General features: G+C 71.8%; 24 protein-coding genes and 1 riboswitch. Of the genes, 12 read left to right on the top strand and 12 right to left on the bottom strand.

Features of this window, described 5'->3' with window-relative positions; translation table 11 throughout:
• Positions 1 to 171: 171 nt before the first annotated feature.
• Together IF00_RS0104605 and IF00_RS0104600 are read left to right on the top strand one after the other, a co-directional pair.
• Complete coding sequence (locus IF00_RS0104605; protein ID WP_209439731.1) at positions 172 to 819, top strand: DUF4126 domain-containing protein; 648 nt, start codon at positions 172 to 174, stop codon at positions 817 to 819.
• A gap of 42 nt (positions 820 to 861) precedes the next feature.
• On the top strand, positions 862 to 2,304 hold the full coding sequence (locus IF00_RS0104600) for a phytoene desaturase family protein (protein ID WP_030314474.1): 1,443 nt from the start codon (positions 862 to 864) through the stop codon (positions 2,302 to 2,304).
• Between the two features lie 42 nt (positions 2,305 to 2,346).
• Here IF00_RS0104600 and IF00_RS0104595 read toward each other — a convergent pair whose 3' ends face one another.
• The 5 genes from IF00_RS0104595 to IF00_RS0104575 form a co-directional block, all read right to left on the bottom strand.
• Positions 2,347 to 3,174, bottom strand: coding sequence for a hypothetical protein (locus tag IF00_RS0104595; protein ID WP_030314472.1), 828 nt, complete (start codon positions 3,172 to 3,174; stop codon positions 2,347 to 2,349).
• 54 nt (positions 3,175 to 3,228) lie between these two features.
• Entirely contained in the window at positions 3,229 to 4,143 is a 915-nt protein-coding gene (gene metF, locus IF00_RS0104590; RefSeq protein ID WP_030314469.1) for a methylenetetrahydrofolate reductase [NAD(P)H], read from the bottom strand.
• Between the two features lie 147 nt (positions 4,144 to 4,290).
• A complete protein-coding gene (gene thiE, locus IF00_RS0104585) occupies positions 4,291 to 4,950 on the bottom strand; it encodes a thiamine phosphate synthase (RefSeq protein ID WP_030314468.1) in 660 nt (219 codons plus the stop codon).
• A gap of 167 nt (positions 4,951 to 5,117) precedes the next feature.
• Positions 5,118 to 5,483 (bottom strand): Rv2175c family DNA-binding protein, encoded by a 366-nt coding sequence (locus IF00_RS0104580; RefSeq protein WP_030314466.1) that lies wholly within the window; start codon positions 5,481 to 5,483, stop codon positions 5,118 to 5,120.
• A gap of 43 nt (positions 5,484 to 5,526) precedes the next feature.
• Entirely contained in the window at positions 5,527 to 6,753 is a 1,227-nt protein-coding gene (locus IF00_RS0104575; protein ID WP_030314464.1) for an NAD(P)/FAD-dependent oxidoreductase, read from the bottom strand.
• 82 nt (positions 6,754 to 6,835) lie between these two features.
• Positions 6,836 to 6,949: riboswitch (TPP riboswitch) on the top strand.
• Here IF00_RS0104575 and thiO point away from each other — a divergent pair.
• From thiO to IF00_RS0104545, 6 genes are all read left to right on the top strand, one after another.
• The gene (thiO, locus tag IF00_RS0104570; protein WP_245234430.1) at positions 6,947 to 8,269 is read left to right on the top strand and encodes a glycine oxidase ThiO; all 1,323 of its coding nucleotides are present in this window, start codon (positions 6,947 to 6,949) and stop codon (positions 8,267 to 8,269) included. It overlaps the preceding riboswitch by 3 nt.
• Positions 8,266 to 8,466, top strand: coding sequence for a sulfur carrier protein ThiS (thiS, locus tag IF00_RS0104565; protein WP_030314461.1), 201 nt, complete (start codon positions 8,266 to 8,268; stop codon positions 8,464 to 8,466). The genes thiO and thiS overlap by 4 nt, the downstream gene beginning before the upstream one ends.
• Before the next feature lie 5 nt (positions 8,467 to 8,471).
• The gene (locus IF00_RS0104560) at positions 8,472 to 9,266 is read left to right on the top strand and encodes a thiazole synthase (RefSeq protein ID WP_030314460.1); all 795 of its coding nucleotides are present in this window, start codon (positions 8,472 to 8,474) and stop codon (positions 9,264 to 9,266) included.
• Positions 9,267 to 9,411: 145 nt separating this feature from the next.
• On the top strand, positions 9,412 to 11,322 hold the full coding sequence (pknB, locus tag IF00_RS0104555; RefSeq protein WP_030314459.1) for a Stk1 family PASTA domain-containing Ser/Thr kinase: 1,911 nt from the start codon (positions 9,412 to 9,414) through the stop codon (positions 11,320 to 11,322).
• 6 nt (positions 11,323 to 11,328) lie between these two features.
• Positions 11,329 to 12,180 carry a deoxyribonuclease IV gene (locus IF00_RS0104550; protein ID WP_030314458.1) on the top strand — a complete coding sequence of 284 codons (852 nt, stop codon included), beginning with the start codon at positions 11,329 to 11,331 and terminating at the stop codon, positions 12,178 to 12,180.
• A gap of 83 nt (positions 12,181 to 12,263) precedes the next feature.
• On the top strand, positions 12,264 to 12,824 hold the full coding sequence (locus IF00_RS0104545) for a DUF4396 domain-containing protein (protein ID WP_030314457.1): 561 nt from the start codon (positions 12,264 to 12,266) through the stop codon (positions 12,822 to 12,824).
• A gap of 33 nt (positions 12,825 to 12,857) precedes the next feature.
• Here the strand turns inward: IF00_RS0104545 and IF00_RS0104540 are convergent, their stop codons facing one another.
• The gene (locus IF00_RS0104540; protein ID WP_030314455.1) at positions 12,858 to 13,502 is read right to left on the bottom strand and encodes a sulfite oxidase-like oxidoreductase; all 645 of its coding nucleotides are present in this window, start codon (positions 13,500 to 13,502) and stop codon (positions 12,858 to 12,860) included.
• Between the two features lie 177 nt (positions 13,503 to 13,679).
• Here IF00_RS0104540 and bfr point away from each other — a divergent pair, with 177 nt between their 5' ends.
• Positions 13,680 to 14,156 (top strand): bacterioferritin, encoded by a 477-nt coding sequence (gene bfr / locus IF00_RS0104535; protein ID WP_030314454.1) that lies wholly within the window; start codon positions 13,680 to 13,682, stop codon positions 14,154 to 14,156.
• A gap of 9 nt (positions 14,157 to 14,165) precedes the next feature.
• Here bfr and IF00_RS0104530 read toward each other — a convergent pair whose 3' ends face one another.
• A complete protein-coding gene (locus IF00_RS0104530) occupies positions 14,166 to 14,405 on the bottom strand; it encodes a (2Fe-2S)-binding protein (protein WP_030314452.1) in 240 nt (79 codons plus the stop codon).
• A 132-nt stretch (positions 14,406 to 14,537) separates the two neighbouring features.
• Positions 14,538 to 15,896: a class II 3-deoxy-7-phosphoheptulonate synthase gene (locus IF00_RS0104525; RefSeq protein WP_388305349.1), complete on the bottom strand. Its 1,359-nt coding sequence runs from the start codon at positions 15,894 to 15,896 to the stop codon at positions 14,538 to 14,540.
• Between the two features lie 147 nt (positions 15,897 to 16,043).
• Between IF00_RS0104525 and IF00_RS0104520 the strand changes: the two genes are divergently transcribed.
• The 3 genes from IF00_RS0104520 (at position 16,044) to IF00_RS0104515 (ending at position 21,005) form a co-directional block, all read left to right on the top strand.
• Positions 16,044 to 18,818 carry an N-acetylmuramoyl-L-alanine amidase gene (locus tag IF00_RS0104520; RefSeq protein ID WP_030314448.1) on the top strand — a complete coding sequence of 925 codons (2,775 nt, stop codon included), beginning with the start codon at positions 16,044 to 16,046 and terminating at the stop codon, positions 18,816 to 18,818.
• A gap of 100 nt (positions 18,819 to 18,918) precedes the next feature.
• On the top strand, positions 18,919 to 18,975 hold the full coding sequence (locus tag IF00_RS47980; RefSeq protein ID WP_073917353.1) for a trp operon leader peptide: 57 nt from the start codon (positions 18,919 to 18,921) through the stop codon (positions 18,973 to 18,975).
• Between the two features lie 104 nt (positions 18,976 to 19,079).
• A complete protein-coding gene (locus IF00_RS0104515) occupies positions 19,080 to 21,005 on the top strand; it encodes an anthranilate synthase family protein (RefSeq protein WP_030314446.1) in 1,926 nt (641 codons plus the stop codon).
• On the opposite strand, the gene IF00_RS0104510 is transcribed toward IF00_RS0104515, so the two are convergent.
• The 4 genes from IF00_RS0104510 to IF00_RS0104495 all read right to left on the bottom strand — a co-directional run bounded on the left by IF00_RS0104510 (position 21,002) and on the right by IF00_RS0104495 (position 24,771).
• Complete coding sequence (locus IF00_RS0104510) at positions 21,002 to 22,000, bottom strand: 2-hydroxyacid dehydrogenase (RefSeq protein WP_030314444.1); 999 nt, start codon at positions 21,998 to 22,000, stop codon at positions 21,002 to 21,004. The genes IF00_RS0104515 and IF00_RS0104510 overlap by 4 nt on opposite strands.
• A 105-nt stretch (positions 22,001 to 22,105) precedes the next feature.
• On the bottom strand, positions 22,106 to 22,780 hold the full coding sequence (locus tag IF00_RS0104505; protein WP_030314442.1) for a response regulator: 675 nt from the start codon (positions 22,778 to 22,780) through the stop codon (positions 22,106 to 22,108).
• Positions 22,777 to 23,991, bottom strand: a complete 1,215-nt coding sequence (gene macS / locus IF00_RS0104500; protein ID WP_030314440.1) for a MacS family sensor histidine kinase — start codon at positions 23,989 to 23,991, stop codon at positions 22,777 to 22,779. The genes IF00_RS0104505 and macS overlap by 4 nt, the downstream gene beginning before the upstream one ends.
• A gap of 48 nt (positions 23,992 to 24,039) precedes the next feature.
• Positions 24,040 to 24,771 (bottom strand): lysophospholipid acyltransferase family protein, encoded by a 732-nt coding sequence (locus IF00_RS0104495; protein ID WP_030219636.1) that lies wholly within the window; start codon positions 24,769 to 24,771, stop codon positions 24,040 to 24,042.
• Between the last annotated feature and the right edge of the window lie 116 nt (positions 24,772 to 24,887).

The raw sequence follows: 24,887 nt of genomic DNA, 5'->3' as shown, positions 1-24,887 counted from the left end.
GCCCCGTTGCGGCAGGCACGCGGCCCGGTTCCGCCGCCCCGTGTCGGCGGTTCCCGGAGCCACGCCCCTTCCGTGGACTCCACTCTTCCGTCTCGGCGGCCTGGACTCATCCGCGCACCTACTCATCTCGCCCCCTAGGTACGGATACTCAGACTGGTTACGATCGCGGGCGTGTCCGTACTCCCCCTGGTGTTCACCAGCGGCTGGGCGAGCGGGATCAACGCGTACGCGGTGGTCCTGCTGTTCGGCGTCTTCGGCGCGACCGGGCTCACCGACGAGGTGCCCGAGTCCTTGCAGCGCACCGATGTCCTCGTCGCGGCCGGCGTGCTCTTCCTGTGCGAGGCGGTGGCGGACAAGATCCCGTACGTCGACTCGATATGGGATTCCGTCCACACGGTGATCCGGCCGATCGCGGGGGCCGTGGTCGGCGCCCTGCTCGCCGGGCAGAACGGTTCGCTGCCTGAGCTGGCGGCGGGCGCGGTCGGCGGTTCGACGGCCCTGCTGAGCCACTTCGTCAAGGCCGGGACGAGGATGGCGGTCAACACCACGCCCGAGCCGTTCTCCAACGTCGCGCTGAGCCTGGCGGAGGACCTCGGGGTGGCGGCCATCGTCACCTTCGCGCTCTTCCATCCGGTGGCGGCGGCGAGCATCGCGGGCGTGCTGCTCATCGGCGGCCTGGTGATACTGATCTTCCTCGCCCGACGGATCCGCCGCTTCCTGCGCCGCAGGTCGCAGCGGCGCGAGGAGAGACGGCTCGCCGACGTGGAGGCCCGCGCCCGCGCCCGGCCGTCGTCCGGCGACGGTTCGGAACACTTCTGAGCCCGTTCGGGACCGTCCGAGGTGCCGGATAAAGTCGGCGGCATGGCACGGATTGTGGTGATCGGCGCGGGACTCGGCGCCATGGCGGCGGCGGCCCGGCTGGCCGTGGCGGGCCACCGGGTGACGGTGTACGAGCGGGGCACGACGTACGGCGGGGCCGTGGGCCGCTTCGCGCGCGACGGGTTCGCGTTCGACACCGGCCCGGGGCTGCTGCACCTGCCCGCCGTGTACCGGGACCTGTTCGTGAAGACCGGCAGGGAACCGCTGGAGGAGTGCGTCACGCTGACGCAGGTCGACCCGGCGAGCCGTCATGTCTTCGCCGACGACACCCGCGTGGACCTGCCGAACGCCTCCCGGGCCGGCACGGTCGCCGCCCTGGACACCGCACTCGGCGCCGGCGCGGGCGAGCGCTGGGGCGACTTCCTGGTCCGGGCCCGCGAGGCCTGGGACCGCACCCGCCGCCCGCTCCTGGAGGAGCCGCAGCCGTCGGACCGGGCGCCGCTGGCCCGTGAGCCGTACCCGGCCCTGAAGGCGGGCCTGTTGCGTCGCCCGACGACGACGCTCGCGCAGGTCGGGGCGCGGGAGCTGCGCGACCCCCGGCTCGCCGCCCTGCTCGACGCGTACGCGTGGTCGTACGGCTTCGACCCGGCGACGGCCCCGGCGTCGGCCGCCGTCCTGCCGTACATGGAGCAGACCTTCGGCAGCTGGTACGTGGGCGGGGGCCTGCGGGCGCTCGCCGACGCGGTGTACGAGCGCTGCCGGAAGCGGCGGGTCGAGTTCGTCTTCGACACGCCTGTGGAGGACGTCCTGGAGAAGGACGGCCGGGCGGTCGGGGTGCGCCTGGCGGGCGGCGCGACCGTCGAGGCCGACCATGTCGTCTCGGGTGCCCCGGTGCCCGCGCTCTACCGCGATCACGTCGTCGAGTGGGGCGACGGCGACGACTGGCCGCACCACCAGGTCACCGGAACCAGCCGGGTGACGGTCTGTCTGGCGCTGCGCGGCCCCCGGGAGGCGGAGGCGGTCCACCGCACCGTCGTCCACGCGGCGGGCGGGCGGCCGACAGTGACGGTGCTGCGCCCGGACGACCCGGCGCTGCGCCCGGACGCGGACCACGAGTCGGTGACGGTCACGGCGACCGTCCGTACGTCTCCGGAGCGGGACGCGGCCGCGTGGGAGGACTTCGCCGAGCGGATGGTCGAGGCGGCCGGACACGCGGCCCCGGGGCTGCCGGAGCGGCTGTTGTGGCGGCACGTCCGCACCCCGGAGGACGTACGGCGGGAGACGGGCGTCGCCGAGGTGCCGGGGCCCGCGCTCGGCGGGGCCGGTGGACGGCTGCTCCCGGCCGGCAACCGCTCGCCGCTGCCGGGCCTCTGGTTCGCGGGCGGCTGGTCCCACCCGGGCGGCGGGCTCGCCCACGCGGGCATGTCGGGCGCGCTGGTGGCGGGGTTCATCGTGGAGGGCGCGGAGTTCCGCGGCTCCCGGTAGACGGACGTGGGGCCCGGCGGACGCGCCGGGCCCCACGGTCGGTCAGTACCGGTACTGCTGCTGGTCGTCCGGGTGCGGCTCGTAGCCGTACTGGCCCGGTCCCTGCTGCTGCGGCTGGGGCGGCTGGTCGGTGTCTCGCTGCTGCGGGACCCAGACCCCGCCGGGCGGGGTGTCGTAGCTGTAGGAGGCGGCGTACGGGTCGCCGTAGTAGGAGCCGTACTGCTGGCCGTCCGTGCCGGGGCCGATGTACGGGTCGGAGTAGGCGGCGTACTGCTGCTGCCCGGCGCCCTGGCCGTAGTCGTAGGCGGGCTGCTGCTCGTACGAGGGCGCGTAGGGGTCGTATCCGGTCTGGTAGCCCGTCTCGTAGCCGGTGCCGGGGGTCTGGGAGGCACCGTGGGCCGGGTCCTGGCCCATGCTGTACACCCCGTACTGGCCGGTGTCCTCGGGCATCGGCAGGGGCTCGTAGACCGCGGTGCTCTCGGCGGCGGACGGATCCCCGGCCCCCTCCGGTCCGGCGTACGGGGTGTCCTCGGCCTCGTAGGAGAGCTCGGTGACCTCAAGGGTGGGCCCGGCCTGCGCCGGAGGGGCGGACCTGCGGCGACGGCTCGCGCCGGGGCTGCCGCCGAGCGCCCAGCCGGTGGAGAAGCCGCGGCGGAAGGAGAGCGTCACATAGGTCTGGCCGACGGCGAAGGCGACGGCCCCGGCGATGATGACCGCCACCAGGGACGTCAGGACGCCGAGGACCACGCCGAGGAAGCCGCAGAAGGCGAGCACCCGCCAGCGCAGTCGCGCCTTGTACTGGAGGAGCACCTCCCCCAGCAGCCACAGCGCGACCACGCCGAATGCGATGTAGAGGACCGTCCACCCCATGCCCCGCCGCCCCTCTCCACGGTCACCGCCGCGGGTCGGGGCGGGTACGACCGGTCACGACTGCTGGTGCAGTCCGAGATTCTCGTAGATCTCGATCGCGGTGGAGCTGTTCAGCGTGATGAAGTGCAGTCCGGGGACACCCTCGGAGAGCAGCCGCGCGCAGAACTCCGTCGCGAACTCGATACCGATGGAGCGTACAGCGGCGGGATCGTCCTTGACGGCGAGGATGCGCTCTTTCACATCCGCGGGGAAGTGAGCGTTGCTCAGCTGGGGCAGTCGGCCGAGGGTCTTCACGTTCACAACGGGCATGACTTCGGGGATGATCGGGGTCTCGCAGCCCGTCTTGGCGACACTGTCCCGCAGCCGCAGATAGTTCTCGGGGTCGAAGAACATCTGGGTGATCGCGTAGTCGGCACCGGCGCGGCACTTGTCCACGAAGTGCCGGATGTCCGTGTCCCAGTCGAGGGAGCGGGGGTGCATCTCCGGGAAGGCGGCGACGCCGACGCAGAAGTCGCCCGATTCCTTGATCAGCCGGACGAGGTCGGCGGCGTACGTGACGCCCTCGGGGTGTTCGACCCACTCCCCCAGCGGGTCGCCCGGCGGGTCGCCGCGGACGGCGAGCATGTTGCGGATGCCGGCGTCGGCGTACTGACCCAGGATGTTGCGCAGCTCGGCGACCGAGTGGTCGACGGCCGTGAGGTGGGCGACGGGGGTCAGCGTGCTGTCGGAGGCGATCTTCTGGGTGGCCTTCACGGTGCCGCCGCGGGTGGAGCCGCCGGCGCCGTAGGTCACGGAGACGAAGCTGGGGCCGACCGCCTCGACGCGGCGCATCGCGTTCCAGAGGACCTGCTCGCCCTTCTCGGTCCGGGGCGCGAAGAACTCGAAGGAGTACGACGTGCCGCCGGAGGCGAGGATCTCGCGGACCGTGCGGGCGCGGTCCGAACGGACGGAAGCGGTACCAAGGGCCATACGGGCAGGTTAGACGGGCTGCGCGGAGGTGCGTGAACGCCGTCCGAGTGGTGGACACAGTTTTGGACAGTCGGCGGGGCGGATCGCTGGACGAATCTCCGACGGTCCAGGGCCGCCCCACGGGTCCCGAGCCGCCGGGCGGAGGGCCTACTCCCCCGCGCGCTCCCGGACCCGCTTGGCGAGGGCGGCCGTCGCGGCGGCCGGGTCGTCGGCCTCGGTGATCGCCCGGACGACGACGATCCGGCGCGCACCCGCGTCCAGGACTTCGTCCAGATTCGTCTCGTCGATGCCGCCGATGGCGAACCAGGGGCGGTCCTGGGCCAGCCCCGCCGTGTACCGCACGAGGCCGAGGCCCGGCGCGTACCGGCCGGGCTTGGTGGGGGTGGGCCAGCAGGGTCCGGTGCAGAAGTAGTCGACGCCGGGCTCGACGGCGGCCGCGGCCGCCTCGGTCTCGGCGTGGCAGGACCGGCCGATCAGTACGTCGTCGGGGCCGCCGAGGATCGCCCGGGCGGCGGGCACGGGCAGGTCGCCCTGGCCCAGGTGCAGCACGTCGGAGCCGATGGCGTGGGCGACGTCGGCCCGGTCGTTCACGGCGAGGAGCTTCCCGTGCCGGCGGGCGGCCTCGGCGAAGACGGCGAGGTGCTCCAGCTCCTCACCGGCCTCCATGCCCTTGTCGCGGAGCTGCACGATGTCCACGCCGGAGGAGAGCACGGCGTCGAGGAAGGCGGGCAGGTCGCCCTGGCGCTTCCGGGCGTCGGTGCACAGGTAGAGCCGGGCGTCGGCGAGCAGCTCACGAGGCGTGGGCATGGGTGGTTCCCCCCGTCGGTGTCACGGGGTCGCTCCCCGTGGGTGTCGCGGGGCGGTACCCCGGCGGTGCGGCGCGGGGTTCCCCGCGTCGGTGGCGCGGGGCCGCGGCGGCCCGGCCGTGGGGCCGGTCGCCGCGGCGCCCGCTCATGGTGTCCTGCGGTGGCGCGTCAGATGGCGAGCGCCTGGGCGCGGCGCTTCACCTCCGTGCCACGGTTCTCGTTGAGCGCCTGCGCGGGCGTGCCCGGCAGGCTCTCGTCCGGAGTGAAGAGCCACTCCAGCATCTCCTCGTCGGTGAAGCCGTCGTCCCGCAGCACGGTCAGGAGCCCGACGAGACCCTTGACGATCTTGTCGCCCTGGATGAAGGCGGCGGGGACCTGCAGGGCGTTGTTCTCTCCACGGCGCACGGCGATGAGCTGACCGTCCTTGATCAGCTGCCGCACGCGCGTCACCTCGACATCGAGCATCTCCGCGATGTCGGGCACATAGAGCCAGGCGGGGACGAGCGCATCGATCTTTACGTCAATCTCGGTCACAGGACAAGCCTGCCATCCCGGACTGACACTCGGTAGTCGGGCCCTATGCGACTGCCGCCCTCAGGGGGACGGAGGGGTCCGCCGCACGCGTGGGGTCGACGGGGGCGGCCGTCTCGATGAGCTTGCGGCCCTGGGCCAGGTCGCGGGGGCGGCCGACCGCGAGGAGGGCCACCGGGACCCCGGCGCGCAGCCACAGCACGGACCAGGTCTTCTCCGCCGGATCGCCGCGCCAGAGCAGCTCGTCCGCGTCCGCGTGGTGCCCGGCGTACTGGACGAAGCGGCCGAACTGCTCGGACCAGAAGTAGGGGACGGGGTCGTACGGCCCGGAGTCCTCCCCCGTACCGGTCCCGGTGATCGTCGCGGCGACCGTGCGGGGGCCCTGGAGCGCGTTGTCCCAGTGGTGGACGAGGAGGCGTCGCCCGTAGCGGGCGGAGGGGAAGGAGGCGCAGTCCCCGACGGCGTACACGTCGGGCAGGGTGGTGCGCAGCCGCTCGTCGGCGGTGACGGCGCCGCTCGGGTCGAGGGCGATCCCGGAGCCGGTGAGCCATCCGGTGGCGGGGAGGGCGCCGATGCCGACGACGACGGCGTCGGCGGGCAGTTCGCGGCCGTCGGCGAGGACGACCCTGCCCGGCTCGACGATGTCCACGCGCGCGTGGGTGAGGAGCTCGGCGCCGTTCTCGCCGTACCACTCGGCCATGGGGGTGGTGACCTCGGCGGGCAGGGCTCCGGCGAGGGGGCGGTCGGCGGCCTCGACGACGGTGACGGCGCAGCCGGCCTCGCGGGCGGCGGTGGCGAACTCCGCGCCGATCCATCCGGCGCCGACGACCACGACGTTGTGCCGGCGCTCCAGGACGGGTCCGAGGCGGACGGCGTCGTCGAGGGTCCGCAGCAGATGGACCCCGGGGACGCCTTCGGTGCCGGGCAGGGTGATCGGCTGGGCGCCGGTGGCGACGACCAGGGTGTCGTACGCGACGGGCCCGGCCTCGGTGTCGATCTCGTGGTCGTCGGCGCGCAGCCCGGTGACGTCGAGGCCGAGGCGGAGCTCCACGCCGAGCTCCTCGAAGTCGACGTCGAAGGCGGAGCCCTCGGCCTTGCCGAGGAGGACGGCCTTGGAGAGCGGGGGCCGGTCGTAGGGCTGGTGGGGCTCGGCCCCGATGAGGGTCACGGAGCCGGTGAAACCCCGTTCGCGCAGGGCGACGGCGGTCTGGACGCCCGCCATCCCGGCGCCGACGATCACGACGTGCTGCTGTGCCTGCTTCTGCTCGCTCACCCGACCACCTTACGCATCTGACGGACCGTCAGGAAGGGTGGGGTCTGCGGCCCACCGGAGACGGAAGCTAGTGTGTCGGGCGTAAAGCACTCGCGGGAGCCCGGACGCACCGGGCTGAGAGGGAGGCTGGGACGGCCTCCGACCGTACGAACCTGATCCGGGTCATGCCGGCGAAGGGAGGGGCTGGACGCCCATGCGTTCTTCCGAAGTCCATGTGTCCGAAGTCCATGCGCCCGAGGACCGCGCGTCCGGGGCGGACGTGCCGGACGCCGACGCATCCGCCGCGAACGTGCCGGACGACGCCGTGCCCGACGCGGGTCCGACCGACGTCCGCCGGGCCGGTGCCCACGACACCGGCACCGACGTCCTCGTCGTCGGAGGCGGCATCATCGGCCTGGTCACGGCCTGGCGAGCCGCGCGACGCGGCCTGCGCACCGCCGTGATCGACCCGGGCCCGGGCGGCGGCGCCGCACACGTCGCGGCCGGGATGCTCGCCGCCGTCACCGAACTCCACTACGGCGAGGAGACCCTCCTCGGGCTCAACCTCGCCTCCGCCGCGCGCTATCCCGCGTTCGTCACCGAGCTGGAGGAGGCCACCGGCCACGACGTCGGCTACCGCGCCTGCGGCACCCTCGCCGTCGCCCTCGACGCCGACGACCGGGCCCACCTGCGCGAACTGCACGCCCTGCAGACCCGCTGCGGGCTCACCTCGGAGTGGCTCAGCGGCCGCGAGTGCCGCCGCCTCGAACCGATGCTGGCCCCGGGGGTACGCGGCGGGCTCCGCGTGGACGGCGACCACCAGGTCGATCCGCGCCGGCTCGCCGCCGCGCTCCTCGTCGCCTGCGAACGGGCCGGGGTGGTCTTCCACCACGACCGCGCACGGAGCCTGACGGTGGTACGGGACCGGGCGCGCGGTGTCGTGCTCGCCGGGGGCGGGGAACTGACGGCCGACCAGGTCGTCCTCGCCGCGGGCAGCCTGAGCGGCCGTCTCTCGGGCGTGCCGGACGAGGTGCTTCCGCCGGTGCGCCCGGTGAAGGGCCAGGTGCTGCGGCTGCGCGTACCGGCCCCGTACGCCCCCTTCCTCTCCCGGACGGTCCGGGCAGTCGTCCGCGGCAGCCACGTCTACCTGGTGCCCCGCGAGAACGGCGAGCTCGTCATCGGCGCCACCAGCGAGGAGCTCGGCTGGGACACCACGGTGACCGCGGGCGGGGTGTACGAGCTGCTGCGCGACGCCCACGAACTCGTCCCCGGTCTCACCGAGCTGCCGCTGACCGAGACCCTGGCGGGCCTGCGCCCCGCGTCGCCCGACAACGCGCCGCTGCTCGGCCCCACCGCCCTGCCCGGACTGCATCTGGCCACCGGCCACTACCGCAACGGGGTCCTGCTCACCCCCGTCACCGGCGACGTCATGGCAGAGGTGCTCACCACGGGGGTCCTCCCCGACGAGGCCCGCCCCTTCACCCCCCGCCGTTTCTCCCCCGCGCCCGCCCCCGTACGTCAGGAGCAGCCCGCATGAACGTGTCCGTCAACGGAGAGGCCCGCGTGCTCTCCGGCCCCGTCTCCCTCGACGCCCTCGTGGCGACCCTGACCAAGGCCCGCTCCGGGGTCGCCGCCGCCCTCAACGAGACGGTCGTACCGCGCGGCGAATGGGAGACGACGTTGCTCGGCGAAGGCGACCGGGTGGAAGTCCTCACCGCGGTCCAGGGAGGCTGAGCGCGATGTCCGACGACGTGTTCACCCTCGGCGGTACGGAGTTCTCCTCGCGGCTCATCATGGGCACCGGCGGGGCTCCCAGCCTCGACGTCCTGGAGCGCTCGCTGGTCGCCAGCGGCACAGAGCTGACGACGGTCGCGATGCGGCGCCTGGACCCGACCGTCCAGGGCTCGGTCCTCTCCGTCCTGGAGCGGCTCGGCATCCGGGTCCTGCCGAACACGGCGGGCTGCTTCACGGCGGGCGAGGCCGTGCTGACCGCCCGCCTGGCCCGCGAGGCGCTCGGCACCGACTGGATCAAGCTGGAGGTCGTCGCCGACGAGCGCACGCTGCTGCCGGACGGCGAGGAGCTCCTCGTCGCGGCCGAGACGCTGGTCGACGACGGCTTCACCGTCCTCCCCTACACCAACGACGACCCGGTCCTCGCGCGGAAGCTGGAAGACGTGGGGTGCGCGGCGATCATGCCGCTCGGCTCCCCGATCGGCTCGGGCCTCGGGATCCGCAACCCGCACAACTTCCAGCTGATCACGGAACGGGCGGGGGTGCCGGTGATCCTCGACGCGGGCGCCGGCACGGCGTCGGACGCGGCGCTCGCGATGGAGCTGGGGTGCGCGGCGGTGATGCTGGCGTCGGCGGTGACCCGCGCGCAGGAGCCGGTCCTGATGGCTTCGGCGATGCGGCACGCGGTGGAGGCGGGGCGGCTGGCGTACCGGGCGGGGCGGATTCCCCGCCGGCACTTCGCGGAGGCGTCGTCCCCCAGGGAAGGCCGCCCGGCCCTGGACCCGGAGCGCCCGGCCTTCTGACGGCCCGGGCCGGGTCTCCACCCCACCCCCTCCGGGGGCGCGGCCTCCGACGAGGGTGGCGGGGTGGTGCGGGGCTCGTCACAGGTGGGTCGCAGTCGGGGGCGTACGGCCGAGCCCCCACCCACCCCCTCGTAGACTCGACGCCGTGGACACGACCCTTCAGGACCCCCTCGTCGGGCGGCTGCTCGACGGCCGCTACCGCGTCGACGCGCGCATCGCCGTCGGCGGGATGGCCACGGTCTACCGGGCCGTGGACACCCGCCTCGACCGCGTCCTCGCGCTCAAGGTGATGCACCCCGCCCTCGCCACCGACGCCGCGTTCGTCGAGCGCTTCATCCGCGAGGCGAAGTCCGTCGCCCGCCTCTCGCACCCCAACGTCGTCGGCGTGTTCGACCAGGGCGCCGAGGGCGCGTACGTCTATCTGGCGATGGAGTACGTCGCCGGCTGCACCCTCCGGGACGTCCTGCGCGAGCGCGGGGCCCTCGCGCCCCGGGCCGCCCTGGACATCCTGGAGCCGGTGCTCGCCGCACTGGGCGCCGCGCACCGGGCCGGGTTCGTGCACCGGGACATGAAGCCGGAGAACGTCCTGATAGGGGACGACGGCCGGGTCAAGGTCGCGGACTTCGGGCTCGTACGGGCCGTGGGCTCGGCGACCGCCACCACCGGCTCGGTCCTCGGGACCGTCTCGTACCTGGCGCCGGAGCAGATCGAGCACGGCACCGCCGACACCCGCGCCGATGTGTACGCCTGCGGGGTCGTCCTCTACGAGATGCTGACCGGCGGCAAGCCGCACTCCGGCGACACTCCCGCCCAGGTGCTCTACCAGCACCTCAACACGGACGTGCCCGCCCCTTCGGTGACCGTCCCCGGCCTCGCCGTGGAGCTGGACGAGCTGGTCGCGGCGGCCACCGCCCGTAACCCCGAGGTCCGCCCGTACGACGCCGTCGCCCTGCTCGCCCTGCTGCGGGACGCCCGCGCCGCGCTCCGCGAGGAGCAGCTGGACGCCGTGCCCCCGCAGGCCCGGTCGGAGGCCCGGGACACCGCGGACGACCGGACCAGCGTGATCGCCCGGGCCGTGCCGGCCGAGGCCGAGCCCGACGCGCACCAGGTGCTGCACACGAACCGTCTGCCGGCCCTCGAACCGCCCCCGCCCGGCCGCCGTCGCCGGCCCCCGCGCGGCCCTCTGCTCCTCGTCCTGGGCGTACTGCTCGCCCTCGGCCTGGGCACTGGTGTCTGGTACATCAATTCCGGCCAGTTCACCCGGGTCCCCGCCGTGCTCGGCCAGACGGAGACCGAGGCGAGCAAGCGGATCACCGACGCCGGGCTCGAGGTCGGCACGACGAAGCGCGCGTTCAGCGACGTGTACGAGCGCGGCACCGTCATGGCCGTCGACCCGGCCCCCGGTGAGCGCCTCCGGGGCAACGGCACGGTCACCCTGACCCTCTCCCGCGGTCCCGAGATCGTGAAGGTGCCCAACCTCAAGAACAAGCCGCTCGCCGAGGCCAAGCGGATCCTCGCGAAGGAGGGCCTGGCCCCCGGGGTGATCACCCGGCAGTTCAGCGAGACCGTCGCCCAGGGGTCCGTGATCGGCTCCGACCCCGAGCCCGGCACCGAGCGGGCCCCCGACTCTGCCGTCGCCCTGGTGGTCAGCAAGGGCTCCCCGATCGACGTCCCCGATGTCACCGGCAGGACCGTCGCCGACGCCACGGCCCTGCTCCAGGACGAGGGGCTCAAGGTGGTCCTGGCCCCGGAGCGGATCAACTCCCCCGAGGCCGCCGGATCCGTCGCCGCCCAGTCGCTCGCCGAGGGCAGCCGGGCCGCCGAGGGCGACACCGTCACCCTCACCGTCTCCAAGGGCCCCCGGCTCGTAGCGGTACCGGACGTCGTCGGCGAGACGGTCGACGACGCGCGTACGGCCCTGGAGGACGAGGGCTTCGAGGTGGAGGTCAAGAAGTCCTTCCCCTATCTGGGCAGCGAGGTCACGGGCCAGTCCGTGAAGGGCGGCTCCACCGCGCCCGAGGGCTCCACCGTCACGATCACGATCAAGGGACTGTAGAAACTGATGCGCAACCCCGTCGGCGGCCATGTCCCGGTGGCCGGTGGCCTCGCCAAGGTCGGCCTCGGCTACGCCCGTGAGCTCGGCGCCGAGACCGTGCAGGTCTTCGTCGCGAACCCGCGCGGCTGGGCCACCCCGCCAGGGAACCCCGCCGAGGACGAACGGTTCCGCACCGAGTGCGCCGCCGAGTCGGTCTCGGCCTGGGTCCACGCCCCGTATCTGATCAACTTCGGCTCCCACACCGAGGCCACCGCGGAGAAGTCGGTGGAGTCGATGCGGCACTCGCTGCGCCGGGGCCGGGAGATCGGCGCGAAGGGCGTGGTGGTCCACACCGGCTCGGCGACCGGCGGCCGCCCGCGCGCGGTGGCGCTCGCGCAGGTCCGGGAGCGGCTGCTGCCGCTGCTCGACGAGCTGACGCACGACGACGATCCGGACCTGCTCCTGGAGTCGACGGCCGGCCAGGGCTTCTCGCTCTGCTCGCGCGCGGAGGACTTCGGGCCGTACTTCGACGCCCTCGATCGGCACCCGAAGCTGGGGATCTGCCTCGACACCTGTCACATCTTCGCCGCCGGCCACGATCTGACCGGTCCGCACGGCGCGGCGCAGACGCTCGACGAGCTGGTGGCGACCGTGGGCGGGGGACGGCTGAAGCTGATCCACGCCAATGACTCCCAGGACGTCGTCGGCGCCCGCAAGGACCGGCACGCGAACATCGGCGTGGGCCACATCGGCGAGGACGCGTTCCGCAACCTCCTCCGTCACCCGGCGACCGAGGGCGTGCCCCTGATCATCGAGACGCCCGGCGGCACCGCGGGGCACGTCGCGGACGTGGAGCTGCTCAAGAAGCTGAGGGACTGACGCGGCTCCCCGTTGAGGAATACCCCAGGGGGGTATACGGTTCTTGTGACGGCAGGAACCGCTACCCGACCCTGGGGGCACCCATGCAGCACGACGCGCACGCCCATCACGACCACGGCAACCACTCCGGACACGAGGGGCACGAGGAGCACCAGGAGCAGCGCGGCGGGCACCACGAGGGCCACGGCGCTCACCATGCCCCCGGCAAGGCCTCCTGGTCCATGGCGGCCAAGGCGACGCTGCACTGCCTCACCGGCTGCGCCATCGGCGAGGTCCTCGGCATGATCATCGGCACCGCGCTCGGCTGGGGCAACGTGGAGACGATGATCCTCGCGATCATCCTTGCCTTCTTCTTCGGCTACGCGCTGACCCTGCGCGGAATCCTGGCCGCCGGCGTCGATTTCAAGACAGCCTTCAGGGTCGCGCTCGCCGCCGACACCCTGTCCATCGCGGTCATGGAGATCATCGACAACGGGGTCATCGCCCTCTGGCCCGGCGCCATGGACGCCCACCTGTCCGACCCGGCCTTCTGGATCGTGCTCGCCATCGCGCTCGCCGCCGCCTTCGTGATCACCGTTCCGGTCAACAAGTGGATGATCGGACGCGGCAAGGGGCACGCGGTGGTCCACCAGTACCACCACTGACCCGCGGCACCCGGCGGAGAACGGTCCGGAGCGCTACAGCTCCGGGCCGTCTCCCGGTTCCTCCTGGTACGAGTACCGCTGCTCCGTCCAGGGGTCGCCGAGGTTGTGGTACCCGCGCTCCTCCCAGAAGCCCCGCCGGTCGGCCGCCATGTACTCCACTCCGCGGACCCACTTGGGGCCTTTCCAGGCGTACAGGTGCGGGACGACCAGGCGCAGCGGGAAACCGTGCTCGGCGGTGAGCAGCTCGCCGTCCATATGGGTGGCGAAGATCGAACGGTCGTCGGCGAAGTCGGCGAGCCGCATGTTGGCGCTGTAGCCGTACTCGGCCCAGACCATCACATGGGTGACCTGCGGGGCCGGCGGGGCGAGCTCGAGGACCGTACGGGCGGGAACACCGCCCCATTCGGCCCCGAGCATGCTGAATTTCGTGACGCAGTGCAGATCGGCCACGACCGAGGAGAACGGAAGGGCCGAGAACTCCTCGTGGTTCCAGCACCGCTTGTCGCCGTCGGCCGTCGCACCGAAGACGCGGAACTCCCAGCGGTCCGGCTTGAACTTGGGGACGGGCCCGTAATGGGTGACCGGCCAGCCGCGCTGGAGCCGCTGCCCCGGCGGAAGGTCCGGCGAACGATCCGGCTGCCCCGCTTCCCGGTGTACTCCGCTCTCCGTCCGACCCATGCCATCCATGGTGACAGACGGCGAGGGGTGGTCATGACCAGGAGACCTCCGGCCAGGCCCGATTCGGGCAACTCCCACTAAGCCTGCACTTACTGGACGCCCCCCATTCGGGGTGCGAGGATGCGGCCATCCTGCCCAGTGACGGCGTAGACACGCAACGTGGAAGGAGCCTCTGCGATGCAGGGCGACCCCGAGGTCCTCGAGTTCCTCAACGAGCAGCTGACCGGCGAGCTGACGGCCATCAACCAGTACTGGCTGCACTACCGCATCCAGGACAACAAGGGGTGGACGAAGCTCGCCAAATACACGCGCGAAGAGTCCATCGATGAGATGAAGCACGCGGACAAGCTGACCGAGCGCATCCTGATGCTCGACGGCCTGCCCAATTACCAGCGCCTCTTCCACGTACGGGTCGGCCAGACCCTCACCGAGATGTTCCAGGCGGACCGCCAGGTCGAGGTCGAGGCCATCGACCGCCTCAAGCGCGGGATCGAGGTCATGCGGGCCAAGGGGGACATCACGTCCGCCAACCTCTTCGAGGAGATCCTGGCCGACGAGGAGCACCACATCGACTACCTGGACACACAGCTGGAGCTGATCGAGTCCCTGGGTGAGGCCCTCTACATCTCGACGCTCATCGAGCAGCCGAGCTGAGGTTCCCCCCTAAGCGGCTTCCCCGAGTTCGGTGACGGTCTCCGCCGTCAGCGCGGGCATGCCCTGGTCCAGCAGGTCGCGTCGCGGGCAGTTGCCCCGGCCGAGGATGGCCTGAATACGACGGACACAGGAACCGCAGTCCGTGCCGGCCTTGCAGGCCGAGGCGATCTGGCGGGGCGTGCAGGCGCCCGCGTCGGCATGCGCTTTGACCTGCTTCTCCGTCACTCCGAAGCATGAGCAGACGTACATCGCGGTTCACCTCCCGCCGTGATCGATAAGGCTAACCTAACCTTACCCGGCACCGAGGAACCGTAAAAGCCCTGGATACGACGATGGGGCGCGGATCACATGGATCCGCGCCCCATCGTCGTAGGTTTCTCCCTACTGATCGCGGTACATCTCCGCCACCAGGAAGGCCAGGTCCAGGGACTGGCTGCGGTTGAGACGCGGGTCGCAGGCCGTCTCGTAGCGCTGGTGCAGGTCGTCGACGAAGATCTCGTCGCCGCCGCCCACGCACTCGGTGACATCGTCACCGGTGAGCTCGACGTGGATGCCGCCCGGGTGGGTGCCCAGCGCCTTGTGGACCTCGAAGAAGCCCTTGACCTCGTCGAGCACGTCGTCGAAACGGCGCGTCTTGTGGCCGGAGGCCGCCTCGAAGGTGTTGCCGTGCATCGGGTCGGTGACCCAGGCGACGACCGCACCGGAGGCGGTGACCTTCTCGACCAGCTCGGGGAGCTTGTCGCGGACCTTGTCGGCGCCCATGCGGACGATGAAGGTCAGCCGGCCCGCCTCGCGGTTCGGGTCGAGACGGTCGATGTAGGTCAGCGCGTCGTCCACCGAGGTGGTCGGGCCCAGCTTGATGCCGATCGGGTTCGCGATCTGCGAGGCGAACTCGATGTGGGCGTGGTCGAGCTGGCGGGTGCGCTCACCGATCCAGACCATGTGGCCGGAGGTGTCGTACAGCTTGCCGGTGCGCGAGTCCGTACGGGTCAGAGCACCCTCGTAGTCGAGCAGCAGCGCCTCGTGGGAGGCGTAGAACTCGACGGCCTTGAACTCGGCCGGGTCGGTGCCACAGGCCTTCATGAAGTTCAGCGCGTTGTCGATCTCCCGTGCCAGCTGCTCGTAGCGCTGGCCCGAGGGGGACGACTTCACGAAGTCCTGGTTCCAGGCGTGCACCTGGCGCAGGTCGGCGTATCCACCGGTGGTGAAGGCGCGCACCAGGTTGAGCGTGGAGGCGGAGGCGTTGTACATCCGCTTCAGGCGCTCGGGGTCCGGGATGCGGGCCTTCTCGTTGAAGTCGAAGCCGTTGACCGAGTCGCCCCGGTAGGTCGGCAGAGTCACGCCGTCCCGGGTCTCGGTCCCCTTGGAGCGGGGCTTCGAGTACTGGCCGGCGATGCGGCCGACCTTCACCACGGGCACGGAGGCCGCATAGGTGAGGACGGCGCTCATCTGGAGCAGCGTCTTGAGCTTGGCCCTGATGTGGTCTGCGGACACGGCGTCGAACGCCTCGGCGCAGTCGCCGCCCTGGAGCAGGAACGCCTCGCCACGGGCGACGGCTCCCATCCGGGCGCGCAGCTGGTCGCACTCGCCGGCGAAGACGAGCGGAGGATACGACTCGAGGTCCGCGATCACATCGCGCAGAGCCTCGGCATCGGGGTACTCGGGCTGCTGCGCCGCGGGCAGGTCTCGCCAGGTCGCCTTGGCGACGGCGTGGGAATCAGCGTTCACGGTCACACGCACCACATTACGGGGTTCTTCGTCCTGTCCTGTCCCCCTGACCAGTGACTGAGACGCGCGCCCGATATGTCCCCCGCCGATATGCACACCATCGAGTGGTGTTACCCTCTGGCCCGTTTCACTTTGAACAGCCGAATCACAGGGGTGGGCGTGACCCAGAGGCACCGCAGGGACCGTAAGAAGAAACGACTCTTGTACGGCGCGGCAGCCGCCGTCGTGGCCACCGCCACGATCGGCAGTATCGCGATCGCCTCTCCCGGCCTCCTCGGCGCGGCGGGCGACGACAAGGCTGCTGGGGACCCTTCCCTGCAGTCGCAGTTCGCAAACGCGGCGCGCGAGTTCGACGTGCCGCAGAACGTGCTGATGGCGGTGTCGTACAACCAGACCCGCTGGGAGTCGCACGACGGCGAGCCGAGCACGACCGGCGCGTACAACGTCATGGGTCTGACGAAGGTCGAGCCGGAGGACGTGGCGCAGAAGGTCACCGACGAGCAGATCGACCACTTCAACGGCTCCGGCCGGCCGGAGATCGAGAAGACCTTCGACCGCGCGAAGGTCCGGCAGATCCTGGAGAAGGCGCTCGTCGACACCGACGACCCCCGGCTCCACACCCTGGACAAGGCCGCCGAGCTGATCGACAGCTCCACCGAGGCCGTCCAGAACGACACCTCCGCCTCCATCCGGGCCGGCGCCGCGCTGCTCGCCGACTACCAGAAGCAGGCCGGCGCCGAGCTGTCCGACGACGCGGGCGACTGGTACCCGGCCGTGGCGCGCTACAGCCAGTCCACCGAGAGGAAGGGCGCCGACCTCTTCGCGAAGCGCGTCTTCGAGTCGATCAAGGAGGGCGAGCGGGCGGTCACCCTCGACGGCGAGCAGGTCGCGCTGCCGGCCGACCCGTCGGTCGAGCCGGTCAAGCCGTCGAACGTGCCGCTGGCGGCGAGCTTCGCGGCCACGACGGCGGCCGCGCTCCCCGAGTGCCCCACGGCCCTGAACTGCAGCGTCAAGCTGAGCGTCCCCAACTCCGCGGGGAAGAAGAACTACACCGCGGCCGACCGCCCCAACCAGGGCGTCGGCATCCGCCAGATCGTCATCCACGACACCGAGGGCGGTTTCCAGGGGTCGCTCGACTCCCTCACCAACCCGAACGTGCCGGGCAGCGCCCACTACCTGATCAAGGCCTCGGACGGTCAGGTCACCCAGATCCTGGAGAACAGGAATCTGGCGTGGCACGCGGGCAACTGGACCCACAACATGCACGCCATCGGCGTGGAGCACGAGGGCTACGCCATCAAGGAGGGCAGCTGGTACACCGAGCCCCAGTACCGCTCCTCCGCGGCCCTGGTGAAGTACCTCGCGACGACCTACGGCGTGCCGCTCGACCGCGAGCACATCATCGGTCACGACGAGGTCGCGCTCCAGACGGACACCGGCCTCGCCAACCTCCACTGGGACGCCGGCCCGTACTGGGACTGGAACTACTACATGTCCCTCCTGGGCGCCCCGCAGGGCGACAAGGGCGCGGGCGGCCTGCTCAAGGCCGGCCAGGTGGTCCGTGTGGTGCCTCCGTTCACCACGGCCAACCAGCCGAAGCTGACCGTCGGCGGCACGGCCGTCCCGGCACGGCCGTCCAACTTCGGCTACCTGTACACGACGCCGTCGGCGAGCGGGACGACGCTGAAGGACCCGTACTTCACCTCGGGAGCGAACGAGGGCTCGAACTACGGCAACAAGGTCCGCGCCGGCGGCACGTACGTCGTGGCGGAGGCCCAGACCGACTGGACGGCGATCTGGTTCGCGGGCCAGAAGGCCTGGTTCTACAACCCCGGCGGCCAGTACACCGCGCCGGTGAGCGGCACCACGGTGAAGGTGAAGTCCGGCCTGGCCTCGGTCAAGGTCTACGGCCGCTCCTTCCCGGAGACCGCCGCCTACACCGCGGCCGGGCTCTCCGCCCCGGGTGACGAGAACGCCTCCCTGACGAAGTTCTCCCTCCCCGTGGGCCAGGCCTATGTGAAGGCCGGCCCGGCGGTTCAGGGTGACGACTGGTTCGGCACCGCCCAGAAGAACGTCGTCGGCACCACGATGTTCGTGCCGATCCGCTACCACCACAAGATCGTCTGGGTGAAGCAGAGCGACATCGCGGAGGCGCCCGGCGCCACCCCCGTCGCCACGAACAACCGCTACAACCTGCTCGCCCGTGACGCCTCCGGTGTCCTCTGGCAGTACCAGGGCAAGGGCGGCGGCGCGTTCCTCACCCGGTACCGGGCGGGCAGCGGCTGGAACGCGTACAACACCGTCAGCCCGATGACGGCCCTCCGCGCCGACGGCACCGGTGACGCCGTCGCCCGTGACGCCTCGGGTGTGCTCTGGTACTACCAGGGCAGCGCCAACCCGTCGTCGCCGTTCAAGGACCGCCTGCGGGTCGGCACCGGCTGGCAGGCCTACGACCGGATCATGGGTGTCCGGGACGTGACCAACGACGGCAAGCCCGACCTGATCGCCCGCGAGAAGTCGGGTGTCATGTGGCTGTACAAGGGCACCGGCGTCCCGTCCGCCCCGTTCGCCACGCGGTCCCGCGTCGGTGCCGGCTGGCAGGCCTACAACGCCATCGTCAGCACCGGCGACCTGTCCGGCGACGGCAAGGCCGACCTCGTCGCCCGCGACGCCTCCGGTGTCCTCTGGTCGTACCAGGGCACCGGCAGCGTCACGCAGCCGTTCGCCACGCGCGCCAGGGTCGGCGCCGGCTGGCAGGCCTACAACACCATCGTGGGTCCGAGCGATCTGGACGGTGACGGCAAGGTCGACCTGATCGGCCGCGACGGAACCGGGACCCTCTGGTCGTACAAGGGAACCGGCAGCCTCACGACGCCGTTCGCCACGCGCGCCAAGGTCGGCTCGGGCTGGCAGATATACAACCTGATCTTCTGATCGGGTAGAGGGTCGTCCCACGGCTCCTGGGGTCCGGCTCGCACCGTTCACGGTGCGGACCGGACCCCGTTCCCGTGTCCGACTGCGTTACAGTGCTCGCATGTACGCCTCGCAGATCCAGAACTGGTGGTGGACCGCTCATCCGGCGGCCCACTGATTGCGCGTACACCGACAGACACGCGAAGGCCGCCCGAGGGGCGGCCTTTCTCGTACCCGGGGCCGTTCCTCTCCGTACTCCCCTCGGAAGGAACGACACACCTCATGGACCTCTCCCGTCTCCTCGCCCCCTCCTGCCCGGCCTTCGCCCTGCTGCGCCGCCGTACCCCCGGCCGTGACCACGACACCGTCGAGGTCCTGATCGGCCGGATCCACGAGGCCGAGCGCCTCGCGGAGCTGCCCGTGGGCCCGCGGCCGACGCTCGCCCTGGTGCCCTTCCGGCAGATCCGGGAGCGCGGCTTCGACGTCCGAGACGACGGCACCCCGCTCTCCGTGCTCGTCGCCGAGGAGTCCTACGAGCTGCCGCTCGCCGAGGCCCTCCGGCAGCTCCCGGTGCACGACGTACGCGTCGAGAACGGCGGTTTCGACGTCTCCGACGAGGAGTACGCCGGGATCGTGCGGCGCGTCGTCGACGAGGAGATCGGCTCCGGTGAGGGCGCGAACTTCGTCATCCGGCGGACGTACACCGGCGAGATCCCGGGCTTCGGGCGGGCCGACGCGCTCGCCCTGTTCCGGCGGCTGCTCGCCGGTGAGCGGGGCGCGTACTGGACCTTCGTCGTGCACACCGGCGACCGGACCCTGGTCGGGGCGAGCCCCGAGGTGCACGTGCGGATGTCGGGAGGCACGGTCGTCATGAACCCGATCAGCGGCACCTACCGCTACCCGGCCGGGGCCGCCCCGACCGCCGAGGGCCTGCTCGGCTTCCTCGCCGACCGCAAGGAGACCGAAGAGCTGTCGATGGTGGTCGACGAGGAGCTCAAGATGATGTGCACGGTCGGCGACATGGGCGGGGTGGTGATCGGTCCGCGGCTGAAGGAGATGGCCCATCTCGCCCACACCGAGTACGAGTTGCGGGGCCGTTCCAGCCTGGACGTGCGGGAGGTGCTGCGGGAGACGATGTTCGCGGCGACCGTGACCGGTTCGCCCGTGCAGAACGCCTGCCGTGTGATCGAGCGTCACGAGGTGGGCGGCCGCGGCTACTACGCCGGCGCCCTCGCCCTCCTCGGCACGGACGACAGCGGCGCCCAGACCCTGGACTCCCCCATTCTGATCCGTACGGCCGACATCGCGGCGGACGGACGGCTCGAAGTGCCGGTCGGGGCCACGCTCGTACGGCACTCTGACCCGGCGGGCGAGGTCGCCGAGACCCACGCCAAGGCGGCCGGGGTGCTCACCGCGCTCGGGGTACGGGAGGGCAGGCCGGCCGGCGGCTCGGCACCGGCCTCCGCGCCGCTCGCCGACGATCCCCGGGTACGGGCCGCCCTGGACGCGCGCCGGGCCGATCTCGCGCCGTTCTGGCTCCGGATGCAGGTCCGCTCGGCCGAGCTGTCGGGCCACGCCCTGGTGATCGACGCCGAGGACACCTTCACGGCGATGCTCGCGCACGTCCTGCGCTCCTCGGGCCTCGACGTGTCGGTGTTCCGCTACGACGAGCCGGGGCTGCGCGAGCTCGCGCTCGCCCACGAGGGCCCGGTGGTCCTCGGCCCCGGTCCCGGGAACCCCTCCGACGCAGCCGATCCCAAGATGCGCTTCCTGCGCGCGCTGACGGCCGACCTGCTCCGGGAGCACCGGAACGGCCCCGCCCGTCGCCCGGGCACGGCCCCTCATCGAGACCCTGCGGCCCGCCCCTGCCTGCTGGGCGTCTGCCTCGGGCACGAGCTGATCGCCGCCGAGCTGGGCCTGGAGATCGTCCGCAAGCGGACCCCGTTCCAGGGGGCCCAGATGCGGATCGACCTCTTCGGGCAGGAGCGGAGGGTGGGCTTCTACAACAGCTTCACCGCGCGCTGCGACGACCGGACGGCGACGGAGCTGGCCCTGCACCGGATCGAGGTGAGCCGGGACGCGGAGACCGGCGAGGTGCACGCGCTGCGCGGGCCGGGCTTCGCGGGGGTGCAGTTCCACCCCGAGTCGGTGCTGACGACGGACGGCGCGGCCCTGACGGCCTCGCTCCTCGCCGGCGTGCTGGTCTAGGAGACCCTCGGGACGAGGACGTTCTCGCTGCGCCGCCCGGCGGTGTAGTCGAGGACGTTCCGGACCGTGGTGTCGATGATCTGACCGACGGCGTCCTCGGTGTAGTACGCCTGGTGCGAGGTGACCACGACGTTCGGGAAGGTCACCAGACGGGCCAGGGTGTCGTCCTCGACGACCTCGAGCGACTTGTCGAGGAAGAAGAGCCCGGCCTCCGCCTCGTACACGTCGAGGCCCACGCCCGCGAAGCGGCCGGCCCGGAGTTCGGCGACGAGTGCCTCGGTGTCGATGAGTCCGCCGCGGCTGGAGTTCACCAGGATGGCGTCGTCCTTCATCGAGCGGAGGGCGGCGGCGTCGATGAGGTGCCGGGTGGACGGGAGCAGCGGCACGTGGAGGCTGACGAGGTCGGCCTCGGCGAGGAGCCGCTCCTTCTCGACGTACTTCATGCCGAGGTCCACGCAGGCGGGGTTCTCGGCGACGTCCCAGCCGAGGAGGTTCATGCCGAAGCCGTGCGCGATCCGGGTGAAGGCCTCGCCGATCTTGCCGGTGCCGAGGACGCCGACGGTACGGCCCCTCAGGTCACGGCCCATCAGCCCGTCGAGCCGGAAGTCGAAGTCGCGGGTCCGGTTGGAGGCGCGGACGATCCGGCGGTTGACGGCCAGGGCGAGGGTCCAGGCGAACTCGGCGACGGAGTACGGCGAGTAGTACGAGACGCGGGCGACCGTGAGGCCGAGACGCTCGGCGACCTCCAGGTCGATGTTGTTGAAGCCCGTGGAGCGCTGGGCGATCATCTGCGTCCCGCCGGCGGCGAGGGTCTGCAGGACGCGGTGGTCCAGGCTGGCGTTGACGCTGGTGGAGACGATCTCGTAGCCGGCGGCGATGGGCGCGGTGTCCTCGGTGAGGAAGACGCTCAGACAGCGGACGTCGTGGTGCCCCGCGAAGGCCTTCTCCATGAGGGGCTTCTCGTCCGCCTGCACGCCGAATGCCAGGATTTCCACGAGATTCCCCTTTGGATGACGAATGGGCCGTATATCCGCGACACGTGCGAATATACGGCCCCTCAGGTCGCCGTGCCCGGACGCGGGCGGACCCTGCCGGCCGCGTCAGGCGTCGTCGAGGCCGCGCTCGATGGCGTACCGGACGAGCTCCACCCGGTTGTGCAGCTGGAGCTTGCCCAGGGTGTTCTGGACGTGGTTCTGCACCGTGCGGTGCGAGATCACCAGACGCTCGGCGATCTGCTTGTAGCTGAGGCCCTTGGCGACGAGCCGCAGGACCTCCGTCTCGCGCTCGGTCAGCTGCGGGGCCTTCGGCTCGTCGGCGCCGGCCGCCGGGGCGGGCTCGGTCGCGAGCCTGCGGTACTCGCCGAGGACCAGTCCGGCGAGGCCGGGGGTGAAGACGGGGTCGCCGACCGCCGTCCGACGTACGGCGTCGATCAGCTCCTCCGTGCTCGCCGACTTGAGGAGGTAGCCGGTGGCGCCGGACTTGACCGCCTCCAGGACGTCCGCGTGCTCGCCGCTCGCCGAGAGGACCAGGACCCGCAGCCCCGGCCGGCCGCCGACGAGCTCCTTGCACACCTGGACGCCCGGCTTCACCGGCAGGTTCAGGTCCAGGACGAGGACGTCGGGCAGGACCGCGAGGGCGCGGCGCACCGCCTGCTCGCCGTCGCCCGCCGTGGCGACCACGTCCAGGCCCGCCTCGGCGAGATCGCGGGCGACCGCGTCCCGCCACATCGGGTGGTCGTCCACGACCATCACTCTGATCTGCTGCTGCTCGCTCATCTTCCCTGTCCTGCCTTCCCCCGCGGAACCTTCAACTCGACTTCCGTGCCCTGCCCGGGGACCGAGATCAGCTCGGCCGAGCCCCCCAGGTCCCGCAGTCTCCCCCGGATGGAGAGGGCGACGCCCATCCGGCCCTCGCCCCACGCCTCCGCGAGGCGGCCCTCCGGGATCCCGGGGCCGTCGTCCCGGACGGTGACGATCACCTCGTCGGGCCAGTCCTCGACCAGGATCCACGCGTTCGCGTCCTCCCCGGCGTGCACCCGCACATTGTCCAGTGCGGCGCCGACGGCGGCGGCCACCTCACGGGCGGCGGGCGGCGCGAGGAGCACGGGCGCGCCCGGCTCGGAGAGCGTGACCTTCGCCCCGGCGCGCGGGGCGAGCAGGAGGCGCAGGTCGACGGGGGTGTCGTCGTCCGGCTCTTCGTCCTCGTCGACGACCCGGACCACGGCTCCCTCGGACTCGTCCTCGGACACCAGGCTGGGTCGGGTGAGACCGCCGGCGACGAGCGTACGGAGCGCCACCTCCTGCTCCCCCGCCATCCTGGCGATCTCGGCGGCCTCGCCGCCCATCGCCGTGCCGCGCCGCTGCACCATCGCGAGGACCTGGAGGACGCTGTCGTGGATGTCGCGGGCGAGCCGCTCCCGCTCGCGGGTCGCGGCCTCGATCTCCAGGGCGCGGGCGAGGGTGCGCTCCGAGGCGCGGGCGACCTCGACGACGTATCCGATGGCGATGGAGGCCACCCAGACGAGGAGGACGTTGTGGAGGGTGTCCCGGCTGGGGTGGCCGCGTTCGATGATGTTGGCGACGGCGACGAGGGAGGAGGCGACGCCGGCCCAGCGCCAGCCGCCCTTGATCGCGTACGCGAGGACGGATCCGGCGGTCCATATCGACGGCAGCGTGGGGCCCTCGATGGTCTGGGCGTGGGCGTCGGCGAGCGGGGTGAGGAGGATGCCGACGAGGGCGAGGGTGATGTCGGCGCCGAGGAAGCGCTTGGTGCAGCTGGCCGCGTTCGCCACCTTGGGGAGGGTCGCGAGGGTCCAGACGCACATCACCGCCAGGAAGGCGACGGCGACCCAGGGCCGCTCGTACCGGTCACGGCCGAACGCGAACAGCAGGACCGCGTAGACCATGGTCAGGACGCGGTAGCCGGTCAGTGCCCGCCACAACGGCTGCTCGACCGACATGCGCACGACACGCTCGCGCTTGGCCATCTCCCCCACCCCCGGCCGTCCCCCACGGGACGGCTGACCGCCGGACGCCTACGCGCCGGACTCTTCCCGAGCGGCGATCTCGGCCTTCACGGCCTCCTTGGCCGCCTTCTCCGCATCCGCGATCTGCCGCTTGGCGGCGGTCGCGTAGATGTCGACGTACTCCTGGCCGGACAGCTTCATGATCTCGTACATGACCTCGTCGGTCACCGAGCGGAGGATGAAGCGGTCCCCCTCCATGCCCTGGTAGCGGGTGAAGTCCAGCGGCTTGCCGATCCGGATCCCCGGGCGCATCAGCTTGGGGACGACCTTGCCGGGCGGCTGGATCTTCTCGGTGTCGATCATGGCGACCGGGATCACCGGCGCGCCGGTGGCCAGGGCCACGCGCGCGAGGCCGCCGGGCTTGCCGCGGTAGAGGCGGCCGTCGGGCGAGCGGGTGCCCTCGGGGTAGATCCCGAAGAGGCCGCCCTTCTCGATGACCTCGATGCCGGCCTTGATCGCCGCCTCGCCCGCGCCGCGGGCACCCGAACGGTCCACCGGAAGCTGGCCGACCCCCTTGAAGAAGGCGGCCGTGAGCTTGCCCTTCACACCCGGCGAGGTGAAGTACTCCGCCTTGGCGATGAAGGTGACCTTGCGGTCGAGCACCGCGGGCAGGAAGAAGGAGTCGGAGAACGACAGGTGGTTGCTCGCCAGGATCGCGGGCCCCTCGGCGGGAATGTTCTCCAGACCCTCCACCCAGGGCCGGAAGGCAAGCTTCAGGGACCCTCCGAGGGAGAACTTCATTGCGCCGTAGATCAACTCGCCATGCCTTCCGTGTGCCGTGGCGACGACTTTATCCCGTACCGGCGTACGGCCCCGGCTACGGCCCTGGTCGGTGTCGGTCCGGTCGCGTACCGTGA

Origin of the sequence: Streptomyces flavochromogenes (genome assembly GCF_000717595.1) — a bacterium.
Lineage (GTDB): Bacteria > Actinomycetota > Actinomycetes > Streptomycetales > Streptomycetaceae > Streptomyces > Streptomyces flavochromogenes.
Note: the sequence above shows the minus strand (reverse complement) of the source record. Positions and strands in the feature narration are given on the sequence as shown.

What these genes read in the sequence shown, in the direction of transcription:
- IF00_RS0104550 (WP_030314458.1), top strand. Translation starts at nt 11,329, where the DNA reads ATGCGCAACCCCGTCGGCGGCCATGTCCCGGTGGCCGGTGGCCTCGCC.
- thiS (WP_030314461.1), top strand. Translation starts at nt 8,266, where the DNA reads ATGAACGTGTCCGTCAACGGAGAGGCCCGCGTGCTCTCCGGCCCCGTC.
- bfr (WP_030314454.1), top strand. Translation starts at nt 13,680, where the DNA reads ATGCAGGGCGACCCCGAGGTCCTCGAGTTCCTCAACGAGCAGCTGACC.
- IF00_RS0104545 (WP_030314457.1), top strand. Translation starts at nt 12,264, where the DNA reads ATGCAGCACGACGCGCACGCCCATCACGACCACGGCAACCACTCCGGA.
- IF00_RS0104595 (WP_030314472.1), bottom strand. Translation starts at nt 3,174, where the DNA reads ATGGGGTGGACGGTCCTCTACATCGCATTCGGCGTGGTCGCGCTGTGG.
- IF00_RS0104560 (WP_030314460.1), top strand. Translation starts at nt 8,472, where the DNA reads ATGTCCGACGACGTGTTCACCCTCGGCGGTACGGAGTTCTCCTCGCGG.
- IF00_RS0104495 (WP_030219636.1), bottom strand. Translation starts at nt 24,771, where the DNA reads ATGAAGTTCTCCCTCGGAGGGTCCCTGAAGCTTGCCTTCCGGCCCTGG.
- IF00_RS0104515 (WP_030314446.1), top strand. Translation starts at nt 19,080, where the DNA reads ATGGACCTCTCCCGTCTCCTCGCCCCCTCCTGCCCGGCCTTCGCCCTG.
- IF00_RS0104505 (WP_030314442.1), bottom strand. Translation starts at nt 22,780, where the DNA reads ATGAGCGAGCAGCAGCAGATCAGAGTGATGGTCGTGGACGACCACCCG.
- IF00_RS0104540 (WP_030314455.1), bottom strand. Translation starts at nt 13,502, where the DNA reads ATGGGTCGGACGGAGAGCGGAGTACACCGGGAAGCGGGGCAGCCGGAT.
- macS (WP_030314440.1), bottom strand. Translation starts at nt 23,991, where the DNA reads ATGGCCAAGCGCGAGCGTGTCGTGCGCATGTCGGTCGAGCAGCCGTTG.
- thiO (WP_245234430.1), top strand. Translation starts at nt 6,947, where the DNA reads ATGCGTTCTTCCGAAGTCCATGTGTCCGAAGTCCATGCGCCCGAGGAC.
- IF00_RS0104600 (WP_030314474.1), top strand. Translation starts at nt 862, where the DNA reads ATGGCACGGATTGTGGTGATCGGCGCGGGACTCGGCGCCATGGCGGCG.
- IF00_RS0104530 (WP_030314452.1), bottom strand. Translation starts at nt 14,405, where the DNA reads ATGTACGTCTGCTCATGCTTCGGAGTGACGGAGAAGCAGGTCAAAGCG.
- thiE (WP_030314468.1), bottom strand. Translation starts at nt 4,950, where the DNA reads ATGCCCACGCCTCGTGAGCTGCTCGCCGACGCCCGGCTCTACCTGTGC.
- metF (WP_030314469.1), bottom strand. Translation starts at nt 4,143, where the DNA reads ATGGCCCTTGGTACCGCTTCCGTCCGTTCGGACCGCGCCCGCACGGTC.